Origin of the sequence: Maribacter sp. 4G9 (assembly GCF_002742265.1) — a bacterium.
In the GTDB taxonomy this organism is placed as follows: domain Bacteria; phylum Bacteroidota; class Bacteroidia; order Flavobacteriales; family Flavobacteriaceae; genus Maribacter.
The window spans coordinates 73,499-85,596 of the sequence record NZ_MDGL01000039.1 but is presented as its reverse complement, the minus strand read 5'-3'; the positions used below and the strand labels follow the sequence as shown (position 1 = coordinate 85,596).

The window sequence follows — 12,098 nt, the reverse complement described above, 5'->3', positions numbered from 1 at the left end:
TTTTTTCGTAATATAACTTATTGATTTTAAATAATTTAAAAATTATTTTAAGAATCAGGCAACTATATTGCATCTGTATGCGTCTATTTTAATAGAAGACCTTAAAAGATTTGAAAATTATACCCTTTTATAAAAACGAACGGCAGCTTATAAAGAAAGCCATAGATGGGAACAGGGAAGCCCAAAGGGTTTTGTATGCCAAACATGCGCCTAAGATGCTCAGTGTTTGTAGGCAATATATAAAGGACACTCACTTTGCCGAGGATGTAATGATACAAGGGTTCGTAAAAATGTTCAATCATCTGGAGTCCTTCAAGTTTCAGGGCAGCTTTGAAGGATGGGTACGAAGAATTATGATTAGGGAAAGTATTTCCTTTCTTAGAAAACAGCAGTTTGTAGTGTATGACGATGCCATTTTTGAGGACAATCAGCCAAATTTCTCCGAAGTAGTATCGGATTTGGATACCGAACATATTCAAAGGTTAATAGACGCCTTGCCCCAAGGATATAAAATGGTCTTTGTACTGTATACCGTAGAGGGATACAAACATCAAGAAATTGCCAAAATGTTGGATATTACGGAAAGCACCTCCAAATCCCAACTATTTAAGGCCAGAAAAATGCTCCAAGAGCAGTTACAACAACAAAATATCATTGGATATGGAACCAGATAAGTTTGAAACGCATATCAAGAACAAATTGGAAGAAAGGAGGATTACTCCTTCGGATGCTGCTTGGGAAAGGATTTCCGGTCAATTGGAAGAACCAAGGAAACAAGGGAAGAACGGCTATTTTTGGATAGGAATCGCAGCAAGTATTGTCCTCCTTTTAGGAACCTCGCTTTTTTTCTTTACTAAATCCGAAGAAATTGATGGCCCTGCACCTATAAAGGTTGTTGATTCAGGGAATACTAAAATTATTGAGCAAAATAAGGAAGCAAAAGACTCGATAGTTTTGGGAGTTATACAGTCCGAAGCACTTGTGGTAAACGATACTAAGGAACCCAAAGGAAATAGGAACGGAAATATTCAGCCTTCATTGAACTCTCAATTCGAGTCGGTTATAGATACAGGTACATCGGTAGCGAATACGCCCCACTCGTCCTTGGAGGATGAAATTATCCCCATGGTTCCCACGGAAATTCTGGATGCGAAAATTGCCGATGTAATCGCCCAAGTGAATGACATAGAAACACATGGAAAAATAACGGATGCCGAAGTAGACTCCCTACTAATGAACGCCCAAAAGGAAATTTTAAGGGAAAAGCTTTTTAATTACGATAATTCGGTCAATGCCATGGCCTTGTTGACCGAGGTAGAGGAAGAACTTGATCAATCCTTCCGGGACCAAATTTTTGAAACCTTAAAGGCCGGTTTTCTGAAGGTTAGGACGGCCGTGGCCGACAGGAACAACTAATTCATCAAAACAATCTAAATTTCCTTCGCTCTATACATTACTATAGGGACAGGGACTGGAGTTTTATTCATTTGCCCTGAGCGTAGTCGAAGGGTCAATCAAAATCAAAATCAAAAGAAATGAGAACAATTACATTATTTGTACTGGTAGTGGCTACAATATGCGTAGTGAACACAATAAGTGCCCAAGAGGAATATGCAAAAAAGGTAGAGGCCTTAAAATCACAAAAGGAGCAAGTCACGCAACAGGAGAAGGAGGCCTTGAAAGTTGAAGTAGCTGAAATAAACCGACGTTTAGCCGATGGTTCCATTTCGGAAGAAGAAGCCAAAATACTAAAGGAAGCGGCAGCTGAAAAAAGGGCCTTGAATATTGAGAATAGGCTCGTGATTATCGATAATCAAATTTCTTTGCTAGAACGTAATGATGGGATTTTGTTCAACGATATTCAAGTGGATTCAATACCTGAAGGTCAAATTCGCATAGGAATCGATATTGGAGGGAAACCTGCCGAGAGCTATATTTTCAATACGAACACTTGGAAACGGGATTTAAAATATGATCGCCGTACGTATTCTGACTTTGTTATTGCCGTGGGATTAAACAATGCTATTATAGACGGTCAATCCTTGAACGATTCTCCGTACCAGTTGGGCGGGAGCAGGTTTTTTGAAATGGGCTGGCAATGGCGGACACGGGTTTTTCAGAATACCAATTTTCTTAGGTTGAACTACGGGTTTTCTTTCCAGTTCAACGGACTTGAAATGAAGGACAATCAATATTTTGTTTTGAACGATCAAGGGAACGCCGAGCTTCAAACCTTTGAATATGAGCTTGATAAATCTAAGTTTAGAATGGATAATTTGGTATTCCCCTTCCATTTGGAGTTTGGCCCCTCAAAATTCAAGGAAACGGATAAGACCATAAGATACTCCTTGCAAAATCAATTTCGCTTGGGAATAGGTGCTTATGGTGGTTTTAATATCGGAACGAGGCAAAAGCTGAAATACGAACAAGATGGCAGTAGTGTCAAGGATAAATTGAAACGGGACTACAATACCAACAACCTTATCTATGGTTTAAGTGCCTATGCGGGATTTGATGGAGTGCTGCTGTACCTTAAATATGACCTAAACCCCATTTTTAAAGATGGGGCCATAGACCAAAGAAACGTATCGCTTGGCCTTAGATTCGATTTATAAAGATGCAGGTTTAATGTTTATTTGAGTTAGAAAGGGCATGCCACTTGGGTATGCCCTTTTCTAATTTGTGGCACTTTTCATTTCTTCCGAAAACTCATCTGGATAGTACACACGTTTACAATGGTTGCATTCCACTACTTTTGACGAGGAAATTTTAAAGAGTTTTATCCAGAATAGATGAAAATAATTTGAAGAAATAAAAGCACTTAGCGTACCCATTTGGTTACAGTACGGACAAGAAACACCTTGGAGAAATTTGGTTTCTGATTTACCCGGTCGTGTTCCAAAAAAAAGAATCATAAGAATTAGGGTCTACAACAGTTCAAAAGAAGCGTTTAGATAATAGGTGCGTTTCTTAACGGCATTGCCATAATAAAGCGATTCGTTGATTTCTTCATTATTACCGTCGCTGATATAAATTACTTTTCCTACGGAACGTCCTATTTTTTTGGCGATGGCCTCCGCTTTCTGTTTTGCGTTTTCATAGGCTTTATGGGCATAGTCCGCCATTTGGCTATCGGTTAGTCTTGCTTTCATGGAAGTTTCGGAACGGGATACCCCCATGGACATAACCAATAGAAAATTCTGTATCTCTTCCAAAGAATCTGTCGTATAGGTTAGGATTATGCCGTCCTTTTCATATCCCATCAAAGCATAGGATAAGGGGTCTTCCTTTAGTTTTGATGTGTCCAATCCTGCCTGGCGCAATTTATCCAAATATGTTTTCTTTAGTTCCTCCAAGCTGACCGTTTGAGCGTCGTAATAGACGTTGTTAAGGCTAATGATCATGCTACTGGTATACGTAGGTGCAAAATCGTATTCATAGGTCCCATTTGTATTAATGGTGTTGGGGTTTTCCTGTGCGAAAAGGGTATTCAAAAAGCAAAGGAAAAATAAAAGGAGAAGTGATTTTTTCATGGTTTTTAAATTAAAGTGTTTAAGCTAAGATACCATTAGTTTCCATTTTTTTGAATATGTGCTGTTTTAAAAATATAGGTGCGCGCATTTTCATTTGAACAGGAGAAAATTCACTTCATTTTGATACATTTGGTATTCTATTCTAGATTCCAAAGCCAGAAACACCAGTTGCAAATGATTTCCAAAACCACTATCGATCAAGTTTATGAAACGGCGCGTTTGGAGGAAGTGATCGGTGATTTTGTGCAATTGAAAAAATCAGGTTCCAATTTTAAGGGCCTAAGCCCATTTACAGACGAGCGTACCCCTAGTTTTATGGTATCCCCGGTAAAACAGATTTGGAAGGATTTCAGTAGTGGAAAAGGCGGAAACGTAGTGGCATTTTTAATGGAACACGAGCATTTTACCTATCCCGAAGCCATAAAGTATTTGGCCAAAAAATACAATATAGAAGTAGAGGAGACGGAACAATCCAACGAGGAAAAGGAGCAGGCCAATGAACTTGAGAGCATGTATTTGGTATCAGAATATGCCAGTTCCTATTTTCAGGACATCTTGTGGAAAACTGAATTGGGGAAGGCCATAGGGCTAAGTTATTTTAAGGAACGAGGTTTTACGGAAGATACCATTCAAAAGTTTGGTTTGGGCTATTGTTTGGATCAGTGGGACGGATTTACCATGGCTGCCCTAGACAAAGGATATCAATTGGATTATCTGGAAAAAACCGGTCTCACCATAGTAAAGGAGGATTCAAACAACCCAAACAGCCCAAAAAAGTTCGATCGTTTTAAAGGTAGGGTCATGTTCCCCATACATTCCCTAAGTGGCAGGGTTTTGGGTTTTGGAGGGCGTATCCTTACCAACGATAAAAAGGCGGCTAAGTATTTGAATTCGCCTGAAAGCGAAATATATCATAAAAGCAAGGTTCTATACGGAATTTACTATGCCAAACAGGCCATTGCCAAAGAGGATAATTGTTATTTGGTGGAGGGATATACAGATGTCATTCAGTTCTACCAAAGAGGAATTCACAATGTGGTGTCGTCCAGTGGTACGGCGCTTACGCCGGAACAGATCCGATTGGTTAACCGGTTGACCAAAAATATCACGGTGTTATTCGATGGTGACGCTGCCGGGTTACGAGCGTCATTACGGGGGATAGACTTGATCTTGGAACAGGGCATGAATGTCCGTATCTGCACTTTTCCAGAAGGCGAAGACCCCGATAGTTTTGCCAAGAACAATGAATTGGAAGAGGTAGAGCAGTACCTTAAGGATAATTCCAAGGATTTTATTAGGTTCAAGGCTTCCTTGCTGGTGAAAGAAGCATCGGACGACCCCATAAAAAGAGCGGATACGGTACGAGATATCGTGAACAGCATTTCCAAAATTCCCGATCGGATAAAAAAGGAAATCTATGTGCAGGAATGTGCACAGATCATGAACATTTCAGAAGGTGTGCTTTTCAGCACCTTGGCGCAAATTGGAAAAAAGGACCAGGCAGACGCTCTAAAAAAGGAAAAACAAGATCAAAAAGCTTTTGATGTAGTCAGAAATGAACCTGTTGGCGAAAAAGTGGATGTCCAATATGAACTTGAACGCAAGATCATTGAAAGTCTTTTGTTGTATGGCAACAGGAAGGAAGAATTTGAGGACCTGGTGTTAAAGGAAAATGAGAGTGGGGACTTGGTCCTGGAACCGGAGTCTTTGGAAATAAAAGTGTACGAAAAGGTGTACTTGGATTTGCAGGAAGATGAGATAGAGTTGGCAAACCCTACTTTTAGGGATGTTTATTATAAATTGATAGCCGCCCTGAACGAAAACGAGGATTTTAAGGTCAGTGATTTTATTGCGGCATTGGAACAGGAATTGGGAAATGAGGTGTCCTCCATCCTTATGGAAGAGGAACGTTACAGCTTGCACAATTGGGAGCGAAAGGATATTTATCCTAAAGAAAAAGGAAGTGTTATAGCCCAACTGGTAAGCGAGACCATCCTAACCTTGCGCTGCTTTCTTATTAAGAAAAGAATGCAGGCCCTACAAAATGAAACGGAAGATGCAAAAGAGGATAATAAGGAAATTTTGGAGGAAATCATGAATTACTTACAGCTTAACAAACTGTTGAACCAAAAGTTGAATAGGGTACTTTCTTAATACCCTAAATAAAGAAGACCCGCTTTAATGGCGGGTCTTCTTTATAATATTAATCTGTATTTTAATAAAGTTCCAGGGCTTTGGCCTGTTGTAGAAGATCTACCATATTGTCCACGTTCAGCTTTTTCATCAAACGGGCCTTATAGGTGCTAACCGTTTTTTCATTAAGATTCAAGCCTTGGGCGACTTCTTTGTTTCTTCTGCCACTGGCCAGAAGTTTTAACACCTCAATTTCCCTTGTGGACAGTTTACGGAAAAACCTTCTAGGTTTCTTCGTACCCTCATCAAATGCCAATCTTTGTGCCAATTCATTGGTTATGAACATGCTTCCCTCACTAACTTTAGTTACCGCCGAGAGAATATAGTCAACATCGGAAGCTTTGGATAGATATCCAAAAGCCCCTGCCCTAATGGCACTTAGCGCATAGACATCCTCAGATTGTCCACTGTACATAAGTACCTTTACGTTGGGATATTCTTTTTTGATTTTTCTTAAAGCGGCAATTCCGTTCATCTCGGGAATGTCCATTTCAAGCATTACAACATCGGGGGTTACATTTTGTAGTTTTTCGAAAAGCTCTTCCGTGGTGGCAACATCGTCTACCATTTCAAAACCAGACGCGGATTCCAATACATTCCTAACACCCATACGGATGATAGGATGATTATCCGCAATTAAAACTTTTATCATTATGTTGTTTTTTCAAGATAGTTTAGGCCGGTTGTTTTTCCATTAAAGAAAAAGAGTACATGCAATGTAGGACTAAAATATCAAATTTAGAAGACAAAGATGTACTATTTTTATTTAACGCCCTTAAAATGGCTTTATTATTCGTTTTATTAACTTGATTCTTAGGTGAGTGGTTATTTCAAGGTTTCTGGTATGATACAAACGGGAATGGGTTCCATTTTATGGCGGTTCATGGTATTGAATCTTATGAATATGGAAAATACCTCTTTGTCCCTTCCTGTAAAATCTTCAATAGTTTTGCCCTCGTCCTTCATACGCATGGCCCATTCCAACTCAGGATAGGAGGCCCCAATTTGGTCTTCATCCGTACGGTCGTCTCCCCATAGCCCATCTGTAGGTGCCGCCTTTATTATTTCTTCATTAACACCCAATTTTTTGGCTATTTCATAAACCTCTGTTTTTAATAGGTCGGCAATGGGACTTAAATCGACCCCGCCATCGCCATATTTTGTGTAAAACCCAACACCAAAATCCTCCACCTTGTTGCCTGTTCCAGCAACTAGGTACCTATGTAAGGCGGCAAAGTAATAAAGGCTGGTCATTCTAAGCCTTGCCCGGGTATTTGCCAAGGACATAAATCGTTCTTCCTCGTTTTCCACTTTTGGAAAAGCGGCGACAAGGCTATCAAAAACAGGGGTAAGGTTTACGGGCTGTCTGGTCACATTGGGGAAGTTCTTTTGTAGCCAATCAATATGGTTGGAGGCCCTGTCGACCTGGTTTACGGCTTGGTGTATGGGCATCTCCAAACAAAGCAGGTCCAAACCGGTTTTGGCGCATAGGGTAGAAGTGACGGCAGAATCTATTCCGCCAGAGATGCCAATGACAAAACCTTTTTGATTTGCATTCAATGCATAGTCCTTGAGCCAACTTACAATGTGATCGATAACTTTTTCCGTTTGCATACGCTTATAAAATATGTTTAGATCGATTAACTTTGCCTAAAAATAAGTTGTCCTTGTTTAAAAATAAAATGTATCCAGAAATACTTGGTATGAGAAAACCTATTTTTATTGTTTTATCAATTTTCTCGTTTTTATTGGATGTAATGACAGCGATAAGGTCGAAGAGGATATTTCAAAAATTCCTATGGACCTAAAAATAGAAAGATTTGACAGGTTGTTCGCCGAATCGGGTGAGGCAGGTCTCCCCAAATTGAGAAAAATGTTTCCATATCTCTTCCCTGCTCCGGATAGTGTTTGGGTTGCCAAAATGAAAGATTCCCTTCAGGTCGAACTGTTTCAACAAGTGGGCAACACGTTCAATAGTTTTGAGGATGAGGAAGAAGGACTATCAGATTTGTTCAGGCATATCAAATATTACTTTCCAGAGCAGAAAACCCCTAAGATTATTACAGTTACCAATGATGTTGATTATGATAACAGGATTATTTTTGCTGATACATTGTTGTTTATAGGATTGGACAACTATCTAGGTTCCCAACATAAATACTACGGCGGCTTTCAACGTTACGTAGCAAACATTTTAGATAGAAAATTTATGGTAAGCGATGTGGCAAGCGCCTTTGCCAAAAAAGTGGTTCCAAGGCCTAGGGACCGCACCTATCTTGCTCGAATGATCTATTTTGGGAAGGAACTCTATCTAAAAGATAAACTAATGCCCTACACCAAGGACCAGATTAAGATTGGGTATAGTGAGGACGAAATGGATTGGGCCATGGCAAATGAAGAGCCCATTTGGAGAAACTTTGTGGAGAATGAATATCTGTACAGTACAGAAACCCGATTGAACCAACGGTTTTTAGATCCGGCACCTTTTTCAAAATTTGGTCTGGAGCTGGACAATGAATCTCCTGGGCGTCTGGGCAGATACATAGGTTGGCAAATCGTAAGATCGTTTATGGAAAACAATGAGTTGAACCTGAAGCAGTTGTTGACCATGCCCGAGGAGGAAATATTCAAAAAATCCAATTATAAACCAAGAAGCTAGATGTCAGATTTACATGAGTCGGAGATTACCTTGAGGGTAGGTCTTGATGAGAACCGGGTACCGGAAAAACTATCATGGTCCGCAGAGGACGGAGGAATAGATAATGAAGAGGCCAAAGCCATGTTGCTCTCCGTTTGGGATAGCAAAAACCGGGAATCCTTGAAAATAGATTTATGGACGAAGGACATGCCCGTTGATGAAATGAAGATTTTCTTCCACCAAACCTTGGTTTCGCTATCGGATACTTTTATGAGGGCCACCCAAGATGAAAAAATGACGGCCACTATGAAGGATTTTTGTGATTATTTTGCTGAAAAGTTAGAATTAAAAAAGTAGCGTTTCGGAGCTGGGCGCTAAATTGGGTTGTTTCTGCTTGCATCGAAATATTCGAGGTTCACGGCATCTATATAGTCCAGCAATTCATCCCTTCCCGTTTTTTTGCTAGAAGAAGTGATAAAGTATTGTGGTGCCTCTTCCCAGACTTCATTTAATAAATGTTGAAGGTAATCGGTTACATGTCTTTGGATTGCGAGGGGCTTTAGCTTATCGGCTTTTGTAAAAACGATTGCGAAGGGAATGCCATTTTCGCCCATCCACTGCATAAATTCCAGATCTATGGGCTGCGGTTTATGGCGGATATCAATTAATATAAAGGAACATACCAGCTGTTGGCGCTGGAGGAAATAGTTGGTAATATATTTTTGGAAGGTTTTTTTGTCCTTTTTGGAAACCCTTGCATATCCATAACCGGGAAGGTCTACCAGAAACCAATTTTCATTGATCTTAAAATGGTTGATCAATTGGGTTTTTCCAGGCCTGCCCGATGTCTTTGCCAAGTTCTTTTTGTCCGTCAACATGTTTATTAAGGAAGATTTCCCAACATTGGACCTTCCAATAAAGGCATATTCAGGCAGTGGCTCATTGGGACATTTGGCAACATCCGAATTGCTCATAACAAAGTCTGCCGACTTAATTTTCATTGAGGTTGATTTAGAAGTTACGCGCTTGTAGCCACTCCTCCAAAATGGTGTTGAACTCTATGGGATGTTCCATCATAGGTGCATGGCCGCATTCCTTGATCCAAAACAAATCGGAATCCGGTAAAAGCTCATGGAAAAGCTCGGCAACATCTGGCGGGGTTACCGTGTCGTTTTCGCCCCAGATGATACAGGTGGGGGTATTCATGGTCGGTAAATCAGTACTCATATTGTGGCGTATGGCACTTTTGGCAATGGCCAAGGTCTTTACCAGTTTTATACGGTCGTTTACGGTCGCATAGACCTCGTCAACGATTTCCTTGGTAGCAACCTCTGGATCGTAGAAAACGTCCTGCGCCTTCTTCTTTATGAATTCATAGTCCCCACGTTTGGGGTATCCATCGCCCATGGCACTTTCATAAAGTCCGGAACTTCCTGTTATGACAAGGGCCTTTACCATTTCAGGATATAATTTGGTGTGTAGCAGTCCAATATGGCCTCCTAGGGAATTTCCCAATAGAATCACGTCTTTAAGCCCTTTGAACTCAATGAACTTTTCCAAGTATTTGGCAAAGTTCTTTACATTGGTTTTGAGCATGGGCATGCTATATATTGGAAGTTCTGGAACTAGCACTTTATAGCCCATTTTAGGGAAATGGTCCGTAACGCCATGAAAATTGCTCAGGCCGCCCATAAGACCGTGCAGGATTATGATAGGGGTTCCTTCCCCTTTTTCAATATACCTGAACTTCCCGTCTTTGATTATTTCGTCATCCATCTACTCGGGTTCTGACATTTGGGCAAATATAGGTATTTAGATAGAATAGAATAACATTAATATGCCTTCCAAAATTCCTGGGAATCTACATCTTTTGAGAACGATGTTATTGTTCGTTACGCTTATTTGTGGTGATTTGGATTCAACTTGTGTCAAAATTGATGTAAAAATTCGCTATTTTATTAACAAAGTGGTTTTTTGTGGTAAAATGTGGTAATAATATTTATATATTTGAGTTGTATAAGAAAGGCCAACAATATTGGAAATCTATTTCTCAGGGGTATATAACTGTAAGGCAGATGCCAAAGGGAGGGTAATGTTACCCGTGTCCCTTAGGAATCAAATGGCTCCAATGTTGAGTAATGGTTTTTTTATAAAAAAGTCCTATTACGATGAATGTTTGGAGCTATATCCTAAGCACGAGTGGGAATCCGAGGTTAAAAAACTCAATGAAAAGCTGGGGGACAGTAGAAAAGATCGCGAGTTCAAAAGGAAGTTTACCTCGGGCCTAAGGCAGGTTGAAATTGATGCGGCGGGTAGGTTGTTGATTCCCAAGGATGTAATAGGTCTTGTAGATATTAAAAAGGATGTGGTATTGTCTCCAATGGATAGGCATTTGGAGATTTGGGACAAGGCTACGTACGATGGGGATGTAGAGTCTTCTCCTGAAGAGCGGGAGCAGTTGGCATATGAAGTGAAATATGCCGAAAAGCCAGGTGGTGATGTATCATAACCCGGTATTGCTGAAAGAGTCCGTGGATGGTCTGGCAATCAAGGAGGATGGCGTGTATGTGGATGTAACTTTTGGCGGAGGAGGCCATTCGAGTGAAATACTGAAAAGATTGGGGAGCGGTGGCAAGTTGTTCGCCTTTGATCAAGATGAAGATGCACAGAGGAATCGACTAGAGGATGAGAGATTTGTTTTGATCGGTGAAAATTTCAGGTATATCGCCCAGTTTTTAAAGTTCTATGGCATACGAAAAGTGGATGGCATCTTGGCCGATTTTGGGGTTTCCTCACATCAGTTCGATGAAGCCGAAAGGGGTTTTTCCACACGGTTTGATGCGATGTTGGACATGAGAATGAGCAAGCGCAATGCGCTTTCCGCCAATGATGTGGTGAACAGGTATTCCTATGATGATTTAAGGAACGTGCTCTTTGAATATGGGGACTTGCGAAATGCCAATGCCATTGCGAATACCATAATAGCGGCAAGGGAGCGGGAACCGATAGGTACTACCCAACAATTGAAAGAGGTATTGAAAGGGTTTTTGCCAGAGCATAAAAAGCATAAGATTTTGGCACAGATCTATCAGGCGATTCGTATCGAAGTAAATCAAGAAATGGCCGTTATCCGGGAGTTTTTGGAGCAAGTGCCGGAATTATTGAATATAGGGGGTAGGTTGAGTGTGATTAGCTACCATTCACTGGAGGATCGTTTGGTCAAAAGATTTATAAGGTCGGGTCAATTTGAGGGGGAGCCAGAAAAGGATTTTTATGGGAACGTCGATGTTCCGTTGAAAAAAGTTGGACCGTTGATCGTGCCAAAAAAGGAAGAGATAACAAGGAATAATAGGGCAAGAAGCGCAAAGCTTAGAATTGCTGAACGCATATAATTTGAATGATGAAAGTTAAAAAGGGCATATTGGACATTTTGAAGGGAAAGTTCTTGGTGGATGGGGATTCGCTAAAAAACTGGAGGTTCATCATCTTCACCTCCTTTTTGGCGGCAATCATGATAAGTAGTTCCCATAGCGCCGATAAAAAGGTACACAAAATAGCCGCCCTGAACGAAAGTGTCAAGGAATTGAAAAACGAATTTGTTGATGCGCGTTCAGATTTGCAGAAATTAAAACTGGAGTCCACCATAACAAGTACGGTCCAGGAAAAAGGTCTGTATCCATCGGAAACCCCACCAAAGAAAATAAAGGTAGAATCATTAAACCCCTCTAATTAGG

Annotated in this window: 15 protein-coding genes; 9 read left to right on the top strand and 6 right to left on the bottom strand. The window is 40.5% G+C overall.

Features of this window, described 5'->3' with window-relative positions; genetic code table 11:
• The first annotated feature begins 110 nt into the window (after nucleotides 1-110).
• The 3 genes from BFP75_RS05740 to BFP75_RS05730 all read left to right on the top strand — a co-directional run bounded on the left by BFP75_RS05740 (nucleotide 111) and on the right by BFP75_RS05730 (nucleotide 2,615).
• On the top strand, nucleotides 111-674 hold the full coding sequence (locus BFP75_RS05740) for an RNA polymerase sigma factor (protein WP_099544172.1): 564 nt from the start codon (nucleotides 111-113) through the stop codon (nucleotides 672-674).
• Entirely contained in the window at nucleotides 661-1,416 is a 756-nt protein-coding gene (locus BFP75_RS05735; protein WP_099544170.1) for a hypothetical protein, read from the top strand. Before BFP75_RS05740 ends, BFP75_RS05735 begins: the two co-directional genes overlap by 14 nt.
• A gap of 119 nt (nucleotides 1,417-1,535) precedes the next feature.
• The gene (locus tag BFP75_RS05730) at nucleotides 1,536-2,615 is read left to right on the top strand and encodes a hypothetical protein (RefSeq protein ID WP_099544168.1); all 1,080 of its coding nucleotides are present in this window, start codon (nucleotides 1,536-1,538) and stop codon (nucleotides 2,613-2,615) included.
• A 60-nt stretch (nucleotides 2,616-2,675) separates the two neighbouring features.
• Here BFP75_RS05730 and BFP75_RS05725 read toward each other — a convergent pair whose 3' ends face one another.
• Complete coding sequence (locus BFP75_RS05725) at nucleotides 2,676-2,915, bottom strand: zinc-ribbon domain-containing protein (protein ID WP_099544166.1); 240 nt, start codon at nucleotides 2,913-2,915, stop codon at nucleotides 2,676-2,678.
• A 12-nt stretch (nucleotides 2,916-2,927) separates the two neighbouring features.
• Nucleotides 2,928-3,533 carry an SIMPL domain-containing protein gene (locus BFP75_RS05720; protein WP_099544164.1) on the bottom strand — a complete coding sequence of 202 codons (606 nt, stop codon included), beginning with the start codon at nucleotides 3,531-3,533 and terminating at the stop codon, nucleotides 2,928-2,930.
• Between the two features lie 174 nt (nucleotides 3,534-3,707).
• Between BFP75_RS05720 and dnaG the strand changes: the two genes are divergently transcribed.
• On the top strand, nucleotides 3,708-5,687 hold the full coding sequence (dnaG, locus tag BFP75_RS05715; protein ID WP_099544237.1) for a DNA primase: 1,980 nt from the start codon (nucleotides 3,708-3,710) through the stop codon (nucleotides 5,685-5,687).
• A gap of 61 nt (nucleotides 5,688-5,748) precedes the next feature.
• Here the strand turns inward: dnaG and BFP75_RS05710 are convergent, their stop codons facing one another.
• Both BFP75_RS05710 and nadE read right to left on the bottom strand, forming a co-directional pair.
• Nucleotides 5,749-6,378, bottom strand: coding sequence for a response regulator transcription factor (locus BFP75_RS05710; protein ID WP_099544162.1), 630 nt, complete (start codon nucleotides 6,376-6,378; stop codon nucleotides 5,749-5,751).
• A 173-nt stretch (nucleotides 6,379-6,551) separates the two neighbouring features.
• Complete coding sequence (nadE, locus tag BFP75_RS05705; protein WP_099544160.1) at nucleotides 6,552-7,340, bottom strand: NAD(+) synthase; 789 nt, start codon at nucleotides 7,338-7,340, stop codon at nucleotides 6,552-6,554.
• Nucleotides 7,341-7,455: 115 nt separating this feature from the next.
• Here nadE and gldB point away from each other — a divergent pair, with 115 nt between their 5' ends.
• Nucleotides 7,456-8,385, top strand: a complete 930-nt coding sequence (gene gldB / locus BFP75_RS05700) for a gliding motility lipoprotein GldB (RefSeq protein WP_099544158.1) — start codon at nucleotides 7,456-7,458, stop codon at nucleotides 8,383-8,385.
• The gene (gene gldC / locus BFP75_RS05695; RefSeq protein WP_099544156.1) at nucleotides 8,386-8,721 is read left to right on the top strand and encodes a gliding motility protein GldC; all 336 of its coding nucleotides are present in this window, start codon (nucleotides 8,386-8,388) and stop codon (nucleotides 8,719-8,721) included.
• Between the two features lie 17 nt (nucleotides 8,722-8,738).
• Here the strand turns inward: gldC and yihA are convergent, their stop codons facing one another.
• Nucleotides 8,739-9,365, bottom strand: a complete 627-nt coding sequence (gene yihA, locus BFP75_RS05690; protein WP_099544154.1) for a ribosome biogenesis GTP-binding protein YihA/YsxC — start codon at nucleotides 9,363-9,365, stop codon at nucleotides 8,739-8,741.
• A gap of 10 nt (nucleotides 9,366-9,375) precedes the next feature.
• Nucleotides 9,376-10,140, bottom strand: coding sequence for an alpha/beta fold hydrolase (locus tag BFP75_RS05685; protein ID WP_099544152.1), 765 nt, complete (start codon nucleotides 10,138-10,140; stop codon nucleotides 9,376-9,378).
• A 259-nt stretch (nucleotides 10,141-10,399) separates the two neighbouring features.
• Here BFP75_RS05685 and BFP75_RS05680 point away from each other — a divergent pair, with 259 nt between their 5' ends.
• From BFP75_RS05680 to BFP75_RS05670, 3 genes are read left to right on the top strand one after another with little or no spacing between them, the layout of a single operon-like run.
• Nucleotides 10,400-10,873 (top strand): division/cell wall cluster transcriptional repressor MraZ, encoded by a 474-nt coding sequence (locus tag BFP75_RS05680; RefSeq protein ID WP_099544150.1) that lies wholly within the window; start codon nucleotides 10,400-10,402, stop codon nucleotides 10,871-10,873.
• Nucleotides 10,842-11,756, top strand: a complete 915-nt coding sequence (rsmH, locus tag BFP75_RS05675; RefSeq protein WP_240531707.1) for a 16S rRNA (cytosine(1402)-N(4))-methyltransferase RsmH — start codon at nucleotides 10,842-10,844, stop codon at nucleotides 11,754-11,756. The genes BFP75_RS05680 and rsmH overlap by 32 nt, the downstream gene beginning before the upstream one ends.
• A 5-nt stretch (nucleotides 11,757-11,761) precedes the next feature.
• A complete protein-coding gene (locus tag BFP75_RS05670) occupies nucleotides 11,762-12,097 on the top strand; it encodes an FtsL-like putative cell division protein (protein ID WP_240531706.1) in 336 nt (111 codons plus the stop codon).
• Nucleotide 12,098 lies beyond the last annotated feature (1 nt).